This is a genomic window from Pseudomonas sp. S2_C03, assembly GCF_054668405.1.
Window position 1 is genome coordinate 3,516,726 of sequence record NZ_CP162766.1, and the last position, 17,732, is coordinate 3,534,457.

At 61.2% G+C, this 17,732-nt stretch carries 12 protein-coding genes; 7 read left to right on the forward strand and 5 right to left on the reverse strand.

Annotation, left to right across the window (positions count from 1 at the left end; genetic code table 11):
- Position 1: 1 nt before the first annotated feature.
- Positions 2-661, reverse strand: coding sequence for a GntR family transcriptional regulator (locus tag AB4N64_RS16215; RefSeq protein ID WP_460116924.1), 660 nt, complete (start codon positions 659-661; stop codon positions 2-4).
- Between the two features lie 268 nt (positions 662-929).
- On the opposite strand from AB4N64_RS16215, the gene xdhA reads away from it, so the two are divergent.
- The 4 genes from xdhA to guaD all read left to right on the forward strand — a co-directional run bounded on the left by xdhA (position 930) and on the right by guaD (position 7,072).
- Positions 930-2,384 carry a xanthine dehydrogenase small subunit gene (gene xdhA, locus AB4N64_RS16220; RefSeq protein ID WP_460116925.1) on the forward strand — a complete coding sequence of 485 codons (1,455 nt, stop codon included), beginning with the start codon at positions 930-932 and terminating at the stop codon, positions 2,382-2,384.
- The gene (gene xdhB, locus AB4N64_RS16225; protein ID WP_460116926.1) at positions 2,377-4,776 is read left to right on the forward strand and encodes a xanthine dehydrogenase molybdopterin binding subunit; all 2,400 of its coding nucleotides are present in this window, start codon (positions 2,377-2,379) and stop codon (positions 4,774-4,776) included. The genes xdhA and xdhB overlap by 8 nt, the downstream gene beginning before the upstream one ends.
- A gap of 126 nt (positions 4,777-4,902) precedes the next feature.
- On the forward strand, positions 4,903-5,760 hold the full coding sequence (gene xdhC, locus AB4N64_RS16230) for a xanthine dehydrogenase accessory protein XdhC (protein WP_460116927.1): 858 nt from the start codon (positions 4,903-4,905) through the stop codon (positions 5,758-5,760).
- Between the two features lie 7 nt (positions 5,761-5,767).
- Positions 5,768-7,072: a guanine deaminase gene (guaD, locus tag AB4N64_RS16235; protein ID WP_460116928.1), complete on the forward strand. Its 1,305-nt coding sequence runs from the start codon at positions 5,768-5,770 to the stop codon at positions 7,070-7,072.
- Between the two features lie 157 nt (positions 7,073-7,229).
- Here the strand turns inward: guaD and AB4N64_RS16240 are convergent, their stop codons facing one another.
- Positions 7,230-7,994, reverse strand: a complete 765-nt coding sequence (locus AB4N64_RS16240; protein ID WP_460116929.1) for a GntR family transcriptional regulator — start codon at positions 7,992-7,994, stop codon at positions 7,230-7,232.
- 296 nt (positions 7,995-8,290) lie between these two features.
- On the opposite strand from AB4N64_RS16240, the gene AB4N64_RS16245 reads away from it, so the two are divergent.
- Positions 8,291-9,484 carry a benzoate/H(+) symporter BenE family transporter gene (locus AB4N64_RS16245; RefSeq protein WP_460116930.1) on the forward strand — a complete coding sequence of 398 codons (1,194 nt, stop codon included), beginning with the start codon at positions 8,291-8,293 and terminating at the stop codon, positions 9,482-9,484.
- Positions 9,485-9,563: 79 nt separating this feature from the next.
- On the opposite strand, the gene AB4N64_RS16250 is transcribed toward AB4N64_RS16245, so the two are convergent.
- Positions 9,564-9,905 carry a YggL family protein gene (locus AB4N64_RS16250; protein ID WP_460116931.1) on the reverse strand — a complete coding sequence of 114 codons (342 nt, stop codon included), beginning with the start codon at positions 9,903-9,905 and terminating at the stop codon, positions 9,564-9,566.
- A 232-nt stretch (positions 9,906-10,137) separates the two neighbouring features.
- Between AB4N64_RS16250 and dacB the strand changes: the two genes are divergently transcribed.
- On the forward strand, positions 10,138-11,598 hold the full coding sequence (gene dacB / locus AB4N64_RS16255; RefSeq protein WP_460116932.1) for a D-alanyl-D-alanine carboxypeptidase/D-alanyl-D-alanine endopeptidase: 1,461 nt from the start codon (positions 10,138-10,140) through the stop codon (positions 11,596-11,598).
- Positions 11,599-11,746: 148 nt separating this feature from the next.
- Here the strand turns inward: dacB and AB4N64_RS16260 are convergent, their stop codons facing one another.
- The gene (locus AB4N64_RS16260; RefSeq protein ID WP_460116933.1) at positions 11,747-14,140 is read right to left on the reverse strand and encodes a sensor domain-containing diguanylate cyclase; all 2,394 of its coding nucleotides are present in this window, start codon (positions 14,138-14,140) and stop codon (positions 11,747-11,749) included.
- 224 nt (positions 14,141-14,364) lie between these two features.
- Entirely contained in the window at positions 14,365-16,626 is a 2,262-nt protein-coding gene (gene rlmKL, locus AB4N64_RS16265; protein WP_460116934.1) for a bifunctional 23S rRNA (guanine(2069)-N(7))-methyltransferase RlmK/23S rRNA (guanine(2445)-N(2))-methyltransferase RlmL, read from the reverse strand.
- Between the two features lie 528 nt (positions 16,627-17,154).
- Here rlmKL and rmf point away from each other — a divergent pair.
- Positions 17,155-17,370: a ribosome modulation factor gene (gene rmf, locus AB4N64_RS16270; RefSeq protein WP_003223300.1), complete on the forward strand. Its 216-nt coding sequence runs from the start codon at positions 17,155-17,157 to the stop codon at positions 17,368-17,370.
- The last annotated feature ends 362 nt before the right edge of the window (positions 17,371-17,732 follow it).

Genomic DNA, 17,732 nt, shown 5'->3' on the forward strand with positions numbered 1-17,732 from the left:
CTTAAGCGTCCGTCAGGGCAGAGATCACCAGATCACAGCTGCGCTGGCCATAGGCCGTCAGCACTTCACGTATCTGCGGGAAATCACGGGCGATGACCGCGCCCAGCAGTTGGGAGAACAAGGCCAGGTACTCGCTCATCGACGCCTTGCGCTGGTCCAGGGCCAGGAAATACGCACGGCTCATGGCCGGCTGCAGGTTTTCGACGGTTTCCTGCAAATACGGGTTATCGGCGAAGGGATATGCGGCGCGCATCACGTTGAAGCTGTCATCGACGAAGGTGCGGATGTCCTGGCGCTCGAAACTGCCCTGCAGGCGTTGCTGGATCTGCACGAACGGCGCGAGGTCGGCCTGCACTTGCCAGCCAGTGGCCACGGCGTTGCCGAGCATGATGTACAACTCGCCCATGAGGGTGCACAGGCTGCGCACTTTGTGGGCAGTGAGCTCGGTGACGTGGGCACCGCGTCGCGGCAGGATCGCGATCAGGTGGCGACGCTCGAGAATAAGCAGCGCCTCGCGGACCGAACCACGACTGACATTGAGGGCCAGCGTGACCTTCTGTTCCTGGATGCGCTCTCCGGGCTTCATTTCACCGCGAATGATGCGTTCGGCGAGGTGGTGCGCGATTTGCTCGGCGAGGCTGTCCGGCGCCTTGAACGTCATGGTTGTCCCTTCAAACTCTTCGATCTGCACAAGCGGCGCAGTGTAGCGCACATGAGGGGTTGTGGCGGAGTGCCCACACAGCGGTTTTTGGCACGAAACCCGCAAAAAAGCAGGTGACGCCGCAAGGGTCAATACTGAGGGAACGTGCTGTTGATCGACAAAATGATTTTTCCTGACCTTTAAGTCAGAAAATCATTGACCCAAAAGTCAGAACTGATAAATTCGGTTCAAGTCGCTTAACAACAATAATGAATCTGCGAGGCCTTCCGTGATCCAGTTTTTACTCAACCAGGAACTTCGAAGCGAGCACGCCCTGGACCCGAACCTGACCGTGCTCAATTACCTGCGCGACCATGTGGGCAAGCCCGGCACCAAAGAAGGCTGCGCCAGCGGTGACTGCGGCGCGTGCACCGTGGTCGTCGGCGAGTTGCAGACCGACGAGACCGGGCGCGAACACATTCGCTATCGCAGCCTCAACGCCTGCCTGACCTTCGTGTCGTCGCTGCACGGCAAACAACTGATCAGCGTCGAAGACCTCAAGCACCAGGGCGAACTGCACAGCGTGCAAAAAGCCATGGTCGAGTGTCACGGCTCGCAATGCGGCTTCTGCACACCCGGTTTTGTCATGTCGCTGTTTGCTCTGCAAAAGAACAGTGATGCCCCCGATCCTCACAAGGCCCACGAAGCCCTGGCCGGTAACCTGTGCCGCTGCACCGGCTATCGCCCGATCCTGGAAGCAGCCGAGCAATCGTGCTACGGGAAAAAGCCTGACCAGTTCGATGCCCGCGAGGCCGAGACCATCACCCGCCTGAAAGCGATCGCCCCCACCGACATCGGCGAACTCAACAGTGGCGACAAACGCTGCCTGGTGCCGCTGACCGTTGCCGACCTGGCAGACCTCTACGACGCCTATCCACAAGCCCGGCTACTGGCCGGCGGCACCGACCTGGCGCTGGAAGTCACGCAGTTTCACCGCACCTTGCCGGTGATGATCTACGTGGGCAATGTCGCCGAAATGAAACGCATCGAGCGCTTCGACGATCGTCTGGAAATCGGCGCTGCCACTGCCCTGTCCGACTGTTACGAGGCCTTGAAGGCCGAGTACCCGGACTTTGGCGAACTACTGCAACGCTTCGCCTCCTTGCAGATCCGCAACCAGGGCACCCTGGGTGGCAACATCGGCAACGCCTCACCGATTGGTGACTCGCCACCGCTGCTGATTGCCCTCGGCGCGCAGATCGTTTTGTGCAAGGGCGACACACGTCGCACCATCGCCCTTGAGGACTACTTCATCGATTACCGGGTCACGGCGCGCCAGGACAGCGAGTTCATCGAGAAGATCATCGTGCCCCGCGCCAGCGCCGAACAGTTGTTCCGGGCGTACAAGGTGTCCAAGCGCCTGGACGATGACATTTCCGCGGTCTGCGCCGCCTTCAACCTGCGTCTGGAAAACGGCGTGATCAGCGATGCTCGCGTGGCCTTCGGCGGCATGGCCGCCATCCCCAAACGCGCCAATGCCTGCGAAACCGTATTGCGCGGAGCACTGTTCAACAGCATCACGGTGGAACGTGCCTGTGCCGCCCTCGCCGAGGATTTCACGCCGCTCTCGGACTTCCGCGCCAGCAAGGAATATCGCCTGCTCAGCGCCCAGAACCTGCTGCGCAAATACTTCATCGAACTGCAAACGCCGCACATCGAGACCCGGGTGACCGCTTATGTCTAATCATCACGTCGTAGAGAAGACCCAGGCTGAACTGGCGCAATTGTTCGCGCAGGACCTGACCACCGGTGTCGGCCGCAGCGTCAAGCACGACAGCGCCGCCAAGCATGTGTCCGGCGAAGCGCAGTACATCGACGACCGCCTCGAATTCCCCAATCAGCTGCACGTTTATGCACGCCTGTCGGACCGCGCCCATGCCCGGATCATCAGCATCGACACCACCCCCTGCTATGCCTTCGAAGGTGTGCGCATCGCCATCACCCACGAAGACGTACCGGGTCTGAAAGACATCGGCCCCCTGCTGCCGGGCGATCCGTTGCTGGCCATCGACACCGTGCAATTCGTCGGCCAGCCGGTGGTGGCTGTCGCCGCCAGGGATCTGGAAACCGCGCGCAAGGCCGCCATGGCCGCGATCATCGAATACGAAGACCTGGAACCGGTGCTGGACGTCGTCGAAGCCCTGCGCAAACGCCACTTCGTGCTCGACAGCCACACCCATCAGCGCGGCGATTCGGCCGGCGCATTAGCCACAGCCGAACACCGTCTACAGGGCACCTTGCACATCGGCGGCCAGGAACACTTCTACCTGGAAACCCAGATCTCGTCGGTGATGCCGACCGAAGACGGCGGCATGATTGTGTACTGCTCGACGCAGAACCCGACCGAAGTGCAGAAGCTCGTCGCCGAGGTGCTCGACGTGTCGATGAACAAGATCGTGGTCGACATGCGCCGAATGGGAGGCGGCTTCGGTGGCAAGGAAACCCAGGCCGCCAGCCCGGCGTGCCTGTGCGCGGTCATCGCGCACCTCACCGGCCAGCCAACCAAGATGCGCCTGCCGCGCGTCGAAGACATGCTGATGACCGGCAAGCGCCACCCCTTCTATGTCGAATACGACGTCGGCTTCGACAGCACCGGCCGCCTGCACGGCATTGCCCTGGAACTGGCCGGCAACTGCGGGTGCTCGCCGGACCTTTCGGCCTCGATCGTCGACCGGGCCATGTTCCACTCGGACAACTCGTATTACCTGGGCGATGCCACCATCAATGGCCATCGCTGCAAGACCAATACCGCGTCGAACACCGCCTACCGTGGTTTCGGCGGTCCGCAAGGCATGGTCGCCATCGAGGAAGTGATGGACGCCATCTCTCGTCACCTCGGCCTCGACCCACTGGCCGTGCGCAAGGCCAACTATTACGGTAAGACCGAGCGCAACGTCACCCATTACTACCAGACCGTCGAGCACAACATGCTCGAGGAAATGACCGCCGAACTGGAAGAAAGCAGCCAGTACGCCGAGCGCCGCGAAGCGATCCGCCGTTACAACGCCAACAGCCCGATCCTGAAAAAAGGCCTGGCGCTGACCCCGGTAAAATTCGGCATTTCCTTCACCGCCAGTTTCCTCAACCAGGCAGGCGCCCTGGTGCACGTGTACACCGACGGCAGCATCCATCTGAATCACGGCGGCACCGAGATGGGCCAGGGCTTGAACACCAAGGTCGCGCAGGTGGTGGCCGAAGTCTTCCAGGTGGAAATGGACCGCGTGCAGATCACCGCCACCAACACCGACAAAGTACCGAACACCTCGCCGACCGCTGCGTCCAGTGGCGCCGACCTCAACGGCAAGGCGGCACAGAATGCCGCCGAAACGATCAAGCAGCGCCTGGTGGAATTCGCCGCGCGACACTACAAGGTCAGCGAAGAAGATGTGGTCTTTCACAACGGTCACGTGCGGGTTCGCGATCACATCCTCACCTTCGAGGCGTTGATCCAGCAGGCGTATTTCGCCCAGGTGTCGCTGTCGAGCACCGGTTTCTACAAGACCCCGAAAATCTACTACGACCGCAGCCAGGCGCGTGGCCGGCCGTTCTACTACTTCGCCTTCGGTGCGGCGTGCTGCGAAGTGCTGGTCGACACCCTGACCGGCGAATACAAGATGCTGCGTACCGACATCCTCCACGACGTCGGCGCCTCGCTGAACCCGGCCATCGACATCGGCCAGGTCGAGGGCGGCTTCATCCAGGGCATGGGCTGGCTGACCATGGAAGAGCTGGTGTGGAACAACAAGGGCAAGCTGATGACCAACGGCCCGGCCAGCTACAAGATCCCGGCCGTGGCGGACATGCCGCTGGACCTGCGAGTGAAGCTGGTGGAAAACCGCAAGAACCCCGAAGACACGGTGTTCCACTCCAAAGCCGTGGGCGAACCACCGTTCATGCTCGGCATCGCTGCGTGGTGCGCGATCAAGGATGCGGTGGCGAGCCTCGGTGATTACAAACATCAACCGAAAATCGACGCACCGGCGACGCCGGAGCGGGTGTTGTGGGGCTGCGAGCAGATGCGGCAGTTGAAGGCGGTCAAGGCTGACGAGACTGAAACCGAGATGGCTTCGCTCTGAGACCGAGGCGACCCCATCGCTGGCAAGCCAGCTCCTACAGGGATCTTCTGCGCACCATGGATCTATGTAGGAGCTGGCTTGCCCGCGATGAGGCCCGAACAAACAACGATGTTGTAGGGGTGAAACATGTACAACTGGATCGACGCCCTCGCCGACCTGCAAAACCGCGGCGAACCCTGCGTGCTGGTGACCATCATCGAAGAGCAGGGCTCGACGCCGCGCAATGCCGGCTCGAAGATGGTCATCAGCGCCCGCCATGCGTTCGACACCATCGGCGGCGGGCACCTGGAGTACAAGGCGATGCACATCGCCCGCGAGATGCTCGCCAGTGGCAAACAAAACACCCACCTGGAGCGTTTCAGCCTGGGGGCCAGCCTTGGCCAGTGCTGCGGTGGCGTCACCGTGCTGCTGTTCGAACCGATGGGCCAGGTCCAGGCGCAGATCGCCGTGTTCGGCGCCGGGCATGTCGGCCGAGCGCTCGTGCCGCTGCTGGCCAGCCTGCCTTGCCGGGTGCGCTGGATCGACTCGCGGGATGAAGAATTCCCCGAGCAGATCCCCCACGGCGTGCGCAAGATCGTCAGCGAAGAGCCCGTGGATGAAATCGACGACCTGCCCGCCGGCAGCTACTGCATCGTCATGACCCACAACCACTCACTCGACCTGGAACTCACGGCGGCGATCCTCAAGCGCAATGACTTCACCTACTTCGGCCTGATCGGTTCGAAGACCAAACGGGTGAAGTTCGAACACCGCCTGCGCGACCGGGGTTTCGACGCCGCCGTCCTGCAACGCATGCGCTGCCCGATGGGCATCGGCGAGGTCAAGGGCAAATTGCCGGTGGAAATCGCTGTCTCCATCGCCGGCGAAATCATCGCCACCTATAACGCGAACTTCGGGCAGCAAACATCCAGTGCCGAACCGATCGCCAAGCTGCTGCCGGTGTCACGCCGCAGTCAAACCGCACAACTTAAAGCCTCGAACTGAGAACCTTATGCCTCTGACTCGCAAAGCCTACCGCGCCGCCATCCTGCACAGCATCGCCGACCCCGCCGAAGTGGGGATCGAAGCGTCCTATGAGTATTTCGAGGACGGCTTGCTGGTGGTCGATAACGGCCAGATCACCGCCCTCGGCCACGCCAGCGAACTGCTGCCGACCCTGCCGACCGATATCGAGATCAACCATTACCAGGATGCGCTGATTACCCCGGGTTTCATCGACACCCATATCCACCTGCCGCAAACCGGCATGGTCGGCGCCTACGGCGAGCAACTGCTGGACTGGCTCAACACCTACACCTTCCCCTGCGAGAGCCAGTTCGCCGATAAGGCCCACGCTGACCAGGTCGCCGACATCTTCGTCAAGGAACTGCTGCGCAACGGCACCACCACCGCGCTGGTATTTGGTAGCGTGCACCCACAGTCGGTGAATTCGTTCTTCGAGGTCGCCGAGCGCCTGGACCTGCGCATGATCGCCGGCAAGGTGATGATGGACCGCAACGCCCCGGACTACCTGACTGACACCGCCGAATCCAGCTACGTCGAAAGCAAGGCGCTGATCGAACGCTGGCACGGCAAGGGTCGCCTGCACTATGCGGTGACCCCCCGCTTCGCGCCGACCAGCACCCCGGAGCAACTGACCCTTGCTGGTCAGTTGCTCAGCGAGTACCCGGGCCTGTACATGCAGACCCACATCAGTGAAAACCTCAAGGAAGTCGAGTGGGTCAAAGCGCTGTTCCCGGAGCGCAAGGGCTACCTCGACGTCTACGACCACTATCAGTTGCTGGGCGAGCGCTCGGTGTTCGCCCACGGCGTGCACCTGTGCGACGACGAATGTGCGCGCCTGGCGCAAACCGGTTCGGCGATTGCTTTCTGCCCGACCTCGAACTTCTTCCTCGGCAGCGGCCTGTTCAACCTGCCAATGGCCGAGAAACATAAAGTGAATGTGGGCCTGGGCACGGACGTTGGCGGCGGCACCAGTTTCTCGCTGCTGCAAACCCTGAATGAGGCATACAAGGTCATGCAATTGCAGGGCGCACGCCTGAGCCCGTTCAAGTCGCTGTACCTGGCGACCCTCGGCGGCGCCCGCGCACTGCGCCTCGAGGACCGCATCGGCAACCTGCAACCGGGCAGCGACGCCGACTTCCTGGTCCTCGATTACAAGGCCACCCCGCTACTCGCCTACCGCTTGCAGCAGGCGAAGAACATTGCCGAGACGTTGTTTGTGCTGATGACGCTGGGGGATGACCGTACGGTGGCGCAGACGTATGCGGCGGGGAATCTGGTGCATCAGCGGTAAGGTTTTTCAAGCATAAAAAATCCCCCGCTACCTTTTTTCAGTCCGGGGGATTTTTTGTGTCCGTCAGGCCGTCATCGCGGGCAAGCCCGCTCCTACAGGTGCTCACAACGCTCTGTAGGAGCGCGCTTGCCCGCGATGAAAGCGACGCGGTGCCAGATCAGATCTTGGCCGGCGACCGCCCCGCCTTCTTGGTCTGCAACAGATGCGAGAACACCGCATGCAGATCGTCCGAAGCACTCTCCTCGTCGAGGTTGAGCTTGCTGTCGATGTGATTCATGTGGTGCATCATCAAATCCACCGCCCGCTCGGTGTCACGCGCTTCGATGGCATCGATCAGTTGTGTGTGTTCATCGTAGGAACAGTGGGAACGGTTGCCGCTTTCGTACTGGGCGATGATCAGCGAGGTTTGGGACACCAGGCTGCGCTGGAAGCTGATCAATGGGGCATTCTTCGCCGCCTCGGCGAGCTTGAGGTGGAACTCGCCCGACAAACGAATGCCAGCACCCCGATCGCCACGGGAAAAGCTGTCGCGTTCGTCGTTGACCATTTGGCGCAACTCGGCGAGCTCTTCGGCATTGGCATGTTGCACAGCCAATTCGGTGATTGCACGTTCGACCAGACGCCGGGCGAAGAACACCTGCCGCGCTTCTTCGACACTCGGGCTTGCCACCACGGCGCCACGATTCGGTCGCAACAGCACAACCCCCTCATGCGCCAGGCGCGACAGCGCACGGCGGATGATGGTGCGACTGACCCCGAAAATTTCCCCCAGCGCTTCTTCGCTCAACTTGGTGCCGGGCGCCAGGCGCTGTTCAAGGATGGCCTCGAAAATATGCGCGTAGACAATATCGTCCTGGGTTCCGCTGCGGCCGGCTTTGCCTGCTCGCGGTTGTTTCTTGAGGGGTTGCAACTGTTCGTTCATGGGCACTCGGGTCGGGAGAACGGCGGCGAATTGACCTTGACTGTAATACGACACAGCGGGTCGCTGGCAAGTATCGCGTAAAAAACACGGCGATTGTACACAATGGATGGTGGCAACACGACTGTACGGCTGTTTGTCGCACCGGCTGTATGGCAATACCTGCTCACATTTGAGTTTAGTCTTTAAACCCCGCTCAGCCTCCCCCGCCCCTGCTCCCTTGCAGGAGCGAGCATGCTCGCTCCTGCAAGGGACAGTGGACGGGCGGGAAATTCATCAAGATCAGGAACACCGCCGTCATGAACGACGCTATACACACGCCGCTGCGCCCCTTGGCCGATACGTCACCGTCGGCCATCGTCGCCGGTTTCATCGCGATGATGACCGGCTACACCAGTTCGTTGGTGCTGATGTTCCAGGCCGGGCAAGCGGCCGGGCTGACCAGCGGGCAGATTTCCTCGTGGATCTGGGCGATCTCCATCGGGATGGCGGTCTGCTCCATCGGCCTGTCCCTGCGTTATCGCACCCCCATCACCATCGCCTGGTCGACCCCGGGCGCGGCACTGCTGATCACCAGCCTCGGCGGGGTCAGCTATGGCGAGGCCATCGGCGCCTATATGACCTGTGCGGTGCTGGTGACCATCTGCGGCCTGACCGGCAGCTTCGAACGCCTGGTGAAGAAGATCCCGGCGTCATTGGCGGCAGCCTTGCTGGCGGGGATTCTGTTCAAGATCGGCAGCGAAATCTTCGTCGCTGCCCAGCATCGAACCGCCCTGGTACTGGGGATGTTTTTCTCCTACCTGGTGGTCAAGCGCCTGTCACCGCGCTACGCCGTACTGGCCGCGCTGCTGATCGGCACCGCATTGTCCGGGCTGATGGGGCTGCTGGATTTCAGCGCGTTTCATCTGGAAGTGGCGACACCCGTCTGGACCACGCCGCACTTTTCCCTGGCCGCGACCATCAGCATCGGTATCCCGCTGTTCGTGGTCGCCATGACCTCGCAGAACATGCCGGGCATCGCCGTGCTGCGCGCCGACGGCTACCAGGTCCCGGCTTCACCGTTGATCACGACCACGGGCATCGCCTCGCTGCTGCTGGCACCGTTCGGTTCCCACGGCATCAACCTGGCCGCCATCAGCGCAGCCATCTGTACCGGGCCCCATGCCCACGAGGATCGCCACAAGCGTTACACGGCGGCCGTCTGGTGCGGGATTTTCTACGGCATCGCCGGGGTTTTCGGCGCGACGCTGGCGGCGCTGTTTGCCGCGTTGCCCAAGGAACTGGTGCTGTCGATTGCCGCACTGGCGTTGTTCGGTTCGATCATCAATGGCCTGAGCATCGCCATGAGCGAAGCGAAGGAGCGGGAAGCGGCGCTGATCACCTTCATGGTCACGGCGTCGGGCATGACGCTGTTTTCCATCGGTTCGGCGTTCTGGGGAATTATTGCGGGGGTGGTGACGCTGGTGATTCTTAACTGGAAAAAGCAGCTTTAAGCTGCAAGCTGCAAGCTGCAAGCTGCAAGCTACAAGCTACAAGCCGAATCAGCTTGCCGCTTGCAGCTTGCCGCTGCCATCAAGCCTTATTGATTGGCTTTTCCGGGTACCAGACATCGATCAACGGGCTGACAGTCACTTCGGTCAGCTCGCTGCGGCCTTTGAGCCAGGCTTCAACGGCAGCGCGCTGCTCTTCGGATACCGAGCCACGCTTCTGCAGGCAAACCAGACCGAAGTCGTCGCCGCCCACGTAGCCCAGACCGTTGGCTTCCATGGCTTCTTTGAGGAACGCGTCGAGGAAGGCGTCGATGGCTTCATCAGCCAAATCTTCCTTGAACTCCAGGTTCAGTTCGAAACCCAGCTCTTGAAATTCATCGACGCACAGTTTTTTGCGCAGACGCTGGGAACGGTTAGTCGCCATTGGAACAATCCTCAAAAGTATTAACGGCCGGCACTTTACCAGTTTAAGCAGGCAATTGCCCGGTTCTCTGGGCGAGAGCAGTGACCGCCGGTAAAAAAATAGCGGATCAGGGCACCTGCGCACGGCACAAGCCGCTACACCTTGGGGCATAATGCGGACACTTTAATGTCACTGAGGGACTTTATTTTCATGCCCTCGTATTTTTCCCCTCGGCTGTAGGGTTTTATTTCACATGATCAAATCTTTGCGTCCATTGTTACTGGCCAGCCTTCTTCTCCCCCTGGCCCTCCCCGCTTCTGCCGCCGCCATCAATACCGCGCTGACCCCCAACGTCGAAAAGGCCCTGAAGGCCAGCAAGCTGCCAGACAACGCCCTGTCGCTGGTGATGATCCCGCTCACCGGCCCAGGCACCCCGACCATTTTCAATGCCGACGTCTCGGTCAACCCGGCTTCGACCATGAAGCTTGTGACCACCTACGCCGCCCTGGAAATGCTCGGCCCGAACCACCAGTGGAAAACCGAGTTCTACACCGACGGCACCCTGAGTGGCGGCATCCTCAACGGCAACCTCTACCTCAAGGGTGGCGGTGATCCGAAGCTGAACATGGAAAAACTGTGGCTGCTGATGCGCGACCTGCGCGCCAACGGTGTGACCCAAGTAACCGGCAACCTGGTGCTGGATCGCGGCTTCTTCGTGCAACCACAGTTGCCCGAGTTCAACGATGACGGCAATGACGAGAATAAACCGTTCCTGGTCAAGCCCGATTCGCTGCTGGTCAACCTCAAGGCTCTGCGTTTCGTGGCCCGTAATGACAACGGCCGCGTGCTGGTGTCGGTGGAACCACCGATTGCCAGTATCCGCATCGAAAACCAGGTCAAGGCGCTCAACTCCAAGCAATGCACAGGCGGCGTGCGCTACAACCCCGTGACCCAGCCTGACGGTTCAGTGACCGTGACCGTCGGCGGTCAATTGGGCGACGGCTGCAGCTCGCAGACCTACCTGTCGCTGCTCGATCACGCGACCTACACCGCCGGTGCCGTGCGGGCGATCTGGAAGGAACTGGGGGGCAGCATCCAGGGCAAGGATGTGCTGGCCGCCACGCCTAAAGACGCCAAGGTCATCGCCCGGGCATTTTCCCCGGACCTGGCGGAAATCATCCGCGACATCAACAAATACAGTAACAACACCATGGCCCAGCAACTGTTCCTGAGCCTGGGGCAGAAGTTCCGCACCGAGGCCGACGGCGACGACGCCAGGGCTGCCCAGCGCGTGGTGCGTCAGTGGCTGGCGAAGAAAGGCATCACCGCGCCACACCTGGTGATGGAAAACGGTTCCGGCCTGTCGCGCGCCGAGCGCGTCAGCGCCCGGGAAATGGCCGCGATGCTGCAAGCGGCCTGGCATAGCCCATACGCCGCCGAGTTCATCAGCTCGATGCCGATTGCCGGCACTGACGGCACCATGCGCAAACGCCTGAAAACCACGGCGATGCGCGGTGAAGCCCACGTCAAGACCGGCACCCTGAACACCGTACGCGCGATTTCCGGCTTCAGCCGCGACGTCAACGGCAATACCTGGGCGGTGGTGGCGATCCTCAACGACAAGGCCCCGTTCGGCGCTTCGTCGGTATTGGATCAGGTGCTGCTGGACCTGTATCGCCAGCCGAAATTACCTGAGACGGCGTCGGTGTTGTAACCGGCGCCCAGCCGATGCTCGCGCCCACAAAAACACCACCGAACCTGTAGGAGCGAGCTTGCTCGCGATTGCGGTCAGTCATTCGACATCTCCATGACTGACACAACGCCATCGCGAGCAAGCTCGCTCCTACAGGAACGGCGGCAACCTAGTTGATCTCGCTTTCCACCCGATCTCTGCCGGCCTGCTTCGCCGCGTACACCCCCGAGTCGGCGCGCAGCAAGAGCGCGTCCGCGCCCTCGCCCACCCGCCAGCTGGCAATGCCGAAACTGGCCGTGACGGTCCCGACTTCGTCGATTGGCGTACTGCGCAGCCCCTGCCACAGCTCCAACGCCAACAGATGGGCCTTCTCGCCGTCTATGTCGGGGCACAGCACCATGAATTCCTCGCCGCCCAGGCGACAGAACACGTCGGTGCGCCGCAGCCGGTGACCGATGCGCTCGCAGACCGCTTGCAACACCCGGTCACCCACAGCATGGCCGTGCTGGTCGTTGATGCGCTTGAAGTGATCGATGTCCAGCATGATCACCGACAACTCGCCGCCGCCCCGCTCGACCCGAGCCATTTCGGTGGTCAGGCGCTCCTGGAAGTAACGACGGTTGTGAATGCCGGTCAGGGCGTCGGTCACCGACAGCGCCCTGAGTTCTTCCTCGACCCGCTTCAGGTCCGAGATGTCCGAGATGTAGCCGTGCCAGAGCACGCCGCCACCGGGCAGCTCCTCCGGCGTCGCCTCGCCACGCACCCAGCGCAGGCCGCTGGTGGGCAGCAGCACGCGGTATTCCTCGCGCCAAGGGCTGAGCGTGTCCGCCGACGCACGGATCGAGGCGCGGACCCGTGAGATGTCCTGGGGATGAATCCGGGTGAAGATCGATTCGGCGTTGAGCAGCAACACCTCCGGGTCTAATTCGTAGATCTCGCGGATGCCGTCACTGGCGTAGATCACGCTGAAGCGTCCGTCGAACTCCATTTTGAACTGATAGATGCCGCCGGGCAGGTGAGCGCTCAGTTTCTTCAATAGCAGATCCCGTGCCGCCAGGGCCTCATGCACGCGCTTGCGCTCGGTGACGTCGATGCAGATTGCCAGGTGCCCGACCCACAGCCCTTGTTCGTCGAGCACCGGCGTAGCCAGCATGTTCACCGTCAGATGGCTACCATCGCTGCGCACCAGGGTCCATTCCCGCGCCTCGTGCCCGCCCTGCTCGCCGCCTTCGACCAGCATCGCCTGGCACGTCGGGATCGGTTTGCCGTACCGTGCGCTCAACTCCGCCGAGCGCGCTTCGAGCTCCCGGGGCAGCAGGAGATTTTCCAGGGTCATGTGCCCCACCACGCCGAGACTGGAGTAGCCAAGCATCTGCTCCGCTCCGGCATTGAACGTGCTGATGACACCGCGCAAATCGGTGGCGATGATCGCCACCTGGGTCGCGGCGTCCAACACGCCACGCAATTGGCCGTGAGTACCGCGCAGCTCCTGCTCGCGGTCACGCAACTCCTGAGTGCGCTGTTCGACCATTTTCAACGCCCGTTGACGCTGGCTCACCAGCACATAAAGCAACGCACTGAGCAACAGGCTGAGCAGGCCCCCAAGGATCACCAAACTGCTCACCGAGGAATGGTTGGCCCGCAGGAAGGCCTCGCTGGGCTGGATGTCGACCTGATACTCGTGGTCAGCGATCCGCAATTCCCGGGTTGCCGCCAGTTCGCTGTCGGCGGGGCCGCTTGGGGATTCGTAAAGCACTTCATGCTGATCGCCGACGGACAGATCGAGGATGCGGACCGACAGGTAATCGCGGCTGGCTTCCGGCAGGTCCTCAGCCAGCAACTGGCGCATGCTGATCACCGCCATCACATAGCCGAAGGGTTTGCTGTCGGGACTGCTGTTGCGCAGGATGACCGGCGCCACCAGTAGCACGCCCCGTGCGTAGGCTGGGTCAATGCTGACCAGATGCATCGGTTGCGAAACGGCCATCTGCCCGTGCCGGTCCGCCCGTTCAAGGGTGTCGCGGCGCAGCGGTTGTGCCAGCAGGTCGTAACCCAGCGGCGCGCCGAGTTTGCTTTGGGTTTCGCTGTAGAGCACCGGCACATACTCATCGCGCTCAGCCGCCAGTTGCAGTTGCCCGTCGGCGTTCAGTTCGCGAATGGTGAAATCGGCATAGCCCTCGGCGCGTACCCGGCGCTCGAACTCGGCGCGCTCGGGACCACTGACCCGCAGCGCAAACGAATAAGCCTGGGTGCGGCGCAGCAGGGGTTTGGTATAGCCATTGAATTCCTCGCGCTGGACCGCATCGGAATTGATGAAAAACCGGCGCAGCCCATCAAGGCGTTGCTCCTGGTCTTCGAAACGTTCGGTGATGCGGCTGTAACGTTCACTGGCCAGCAGTTGGAAACGTTGCCGCAGTTGCTGCTGAAAGAGGTTGAGGGTCGACCAGGCCAGCAGGCCCGTAAGGACCGCGCCGACAATCAATACCAGCAGCGCGACCATCCAGGCCGAAGCGTCTTCACTGATAAAACCCAGTATCTTGGGGCGCACGGAGTACAACGACATAAAGGCCACTCAAAACGCCAGGTGCTGGAAATGCGCATTGGCCATGTCTTGAGTTATAGCTATTAGCCATCAATTTGGCCAGTACTCGCCGATGGGTGAAACTCAGTTCCCCTGTAGGAGCGAGCATGCTCGCGATGGTCGTCAACGATAACGCGGGGCGCCTGACACCCAGCGGTGTTTTTGAATCCATCGCGAGCATGCTCGCTCCTACAGGAGGATCAGCATCAACGCAGCGTGATCTTCCACGCCCGGTGAATCTTCGCATTACGGCCAAAATCCGGATCGAGGGTCTGTGCCGTGATTTCCTCGACGGCATAACGCTCGCTGAGGTTGGGCTCCAGCTCGAACTTGCGGAAGTTGTTGGAGAAGTACAGCACGCCACCGGGCGCCAGACGGGCCATCGCCAGGTCGATCAGTTGCACCTGGTCACGCTGCACGTCGAACACACCTTCCATGCGCTTGGAGTTGGAGAAGGTCGGCGGGTCGATGAAGATCAGGTCGTACTCGTCACGGCTGGATTCAAGCCAGGCCATCACATCACCCTGCTCCAGGCGGTTCTTGTCGGAGAAACCGTTCAGCGACAGATTACGACGCGCCCAGTCCAGGTAAGTTTTCGACAGGTCGACACTCGTGGTGCTGCGCGCTCCGCCCTTGGCCGCGTGCACGCTGGCGGTCGCGGTGTAGCAGAACAGATTGAGGAAGCGTTTGCCGGCGGCCTCTTTCTGAATGCGCATGCGCATTGGCCGGTGGTCGAGGAACAGCCCGGTGTCGAGGTAGTCGGTAAGATTCACCAGCAGCTTGATGCCGCCCTCGTTGACCTCGACGAACTTGCCCTGCGCCGCCTGGCGCTCGTACTGCTTCGTACCGCTCTGGCGTTCGCGACGCTTGACCACCACGCGGCTCTTGTCGATGTTCAGCGCCTGCGGAATAGCCGCCAACGCGTCAAACATGCGTGCCGAGGCTTTTTCCGGGTCAATGGACTTCGGCGCGGCATATTCCTGCACATGCACCCAATCCTGGTACAGGTCGATGGCCATGGAGTATTCCGGCATGTCGGCATCGTAGACACGATAGCAGTCGATGCCTTCACGCTTGACCCACTTGCCCAGCGCCTTGAGATTTTTCTGCAGTCGGTTGGCGAACATCTGCCCGCCTTCGCTCAAGCGCGGTTGCTCGATCACCACCGGCGCCGGTTTGATCGGGTTGCCATTCTTGTTGTACTGGCGTTCTTGCGGCACGTCCGGGGTTTGATCGTAAGCTGCCTGCTCACGCTCGACCTGACGCTGCTCGGGCGTGCGACGCTCGCCGGTGACGAACTGGTCAGGCGTGACCTTGATCAAGAGCAGCTTGCACGGTAAGGCGCCGTTCCAGAACGAATACTGTTTGTGGCTGCGGATACCCATGCGCTTGCCCAGATCCGGGGCGCCGGTGAACACCGCGGCTTCCCAATTCAGGCATGCTTGGCGCAGACGTTCGCCGAGGTTCTGGTAGAGATAGAGCAGGCTCGCCTCGTCACCCAAACGCTCACCGTACGGAGGGTTACAGATCACCAGGCCTTTCTGGTTCTGGTCAGGACGTGGCTCAAACGTCGCGACTTCGCCCTGGTAGATCTTGATCCACTCGCTCAGGCCCGCACGCTCGACGTTGTTGCGCCCCGGTTGAATCAGGCGCGGGTCGGCTTCGTAACCGCGAATCCACAGCGGCGGTTTGGCCAGGCCAGCGGAGGCACGTTCAACCGCTTCTTCATGGAGTTTTTTCCACAGCGCCGGCACGTGGCCGAGCCAGGCGGTGAAGCCCCACTGTTCACGACGCAGGTTCGGTGCCATGTCGGCGGCGATCATCGCTGCTTCAACCAGGAACGTACCGACACCGCACATCGGGTCGGCCAGCGCGCCGCCTTCGGCCGCGATACGCGGCCAGCCGGAACGGATCAGGATCGCCGCCGCCAGGTTTTCCTTCAGCGGTGCCGCACCCTGCTGCAGGCGATAACCGCGCTGGTGCAGGCTGTGGCCGGAGAGGTCGAGGGAAAGGATCGCTTCGCCACGGTCCAGGCGCAGGTGAACGCGCAGGTCCGGGTTGAGTTTGTCGATGGACGGACGATCACCTTGCGGGGTGCGTAATTTGTCGACGATGGCGTCCTTGACCTTCAAGGCGCCGAAGTGGGTGTTGTCGATCCCCGAACCGTGGCCGCTGAATTCCACAGCCAGGGTGCCATCGCTGAGCATGTGGTCTTGCCACTCGATGTCGAGTACGCCGTGATACAGGTCCTCGGCATCTTTCATCGGGAAACGCTTGAGCACCAGCAGCACCCGGTTTGCCAAGCGAGACCACAGGCAGAGGCGATAGGCCGCTTCCATCGTGGCCATGCCGCGCACGGCCGAGGTGTGTTCGCGAGCTTCTTCAAGGCCAAGCCCGACGGCTTCCTCGATGAGCAGGCCTTCAAGGCCTTTGGGGCAAGTGAGGAAGAGTTCGAAACGATCGGACATGGTGATTCAGAGCCTTTGGCAGAGTGGACCGACAACGCGTTGCCGGACCGGTTTTCAATCAGGCGCTTTTCTCAGAGAGCGCCCGCGTGGCACGAAGGTGTGCCGACCCACCCGTGCTGCTCGGGTTAGAAGAGCTTAGATGCACGGACAGATAAAAAAGTTGATGCAACAAAATGTCATAACGCGACCCTTCGTCGCATGACGCGCGATTTAACACGAGCCATTCTCACTGGAGGATTACCGTCATCATCTCGTGGGGGGCCGATCATACAGGGGTTTGACCGATAAAGACCCAACAAACATTGAGTTACTTATGGCCTTAGCATCTTTATCGTTACGTCCTTATGACAAAACGATCATTCCCTCGATGTGACGTATTGGTTAGAACTCAACACAGGTTGACGCCACAACTGACGTCAACACCTTGGCTCGCCACGCCGGCAGCGAGCCACCAACGGCAGAAATTTCTGCCAGACCTCGATTGAGGTCAACGCGATAAAAACAGTCAACAAGTGAGGGCTACACCCTATGAGAAGACTTAAGCGTGATCCGTTGGAAAGAGCATTTTTGCGCGGATATCAATATGGCGTAGGTGGCAAATCCCGTGAGCTTTGCCCTTTTACTCTACCGTCAGTACGCCAAGCCTGGATCAACGGCTGGCGAGAAGGACGCGGCGACAACTGGGACGGTATGACCGGCACTGCGGGTATCCACAGACTCAACGAACTTCACGCCGTCGGCTGACACAGGGCACTTAATTCCGACACGACAACCTGATTACGTTTCGACTTACCACGCACGCCCCATCCGGGCGGCGGGCTTCGGCCCAGGGGCTCCTTCGAGGAGCCCTTTTTTATGCCTGCCCCCCCTTACTGTAGGAGCGGGCTCGTCGAGGCGTCGAACCGTCGCGATGGTCGTCAACGATGACGCGGGCTGCCTGACACCCAGCGGTGCCTGGGCTACCATCGCGAGCAAGCTCGCTCCTACAGGACGGCGCCGATCAATTGTGGGAGCGGGCTTGTCGAGGCGTCGAACCGTCGCGATGGTCGTCAACGATAGCGCGGGCTGCCTGACACCCAACGGTGCCTGGGCCACCATCGCGAGCA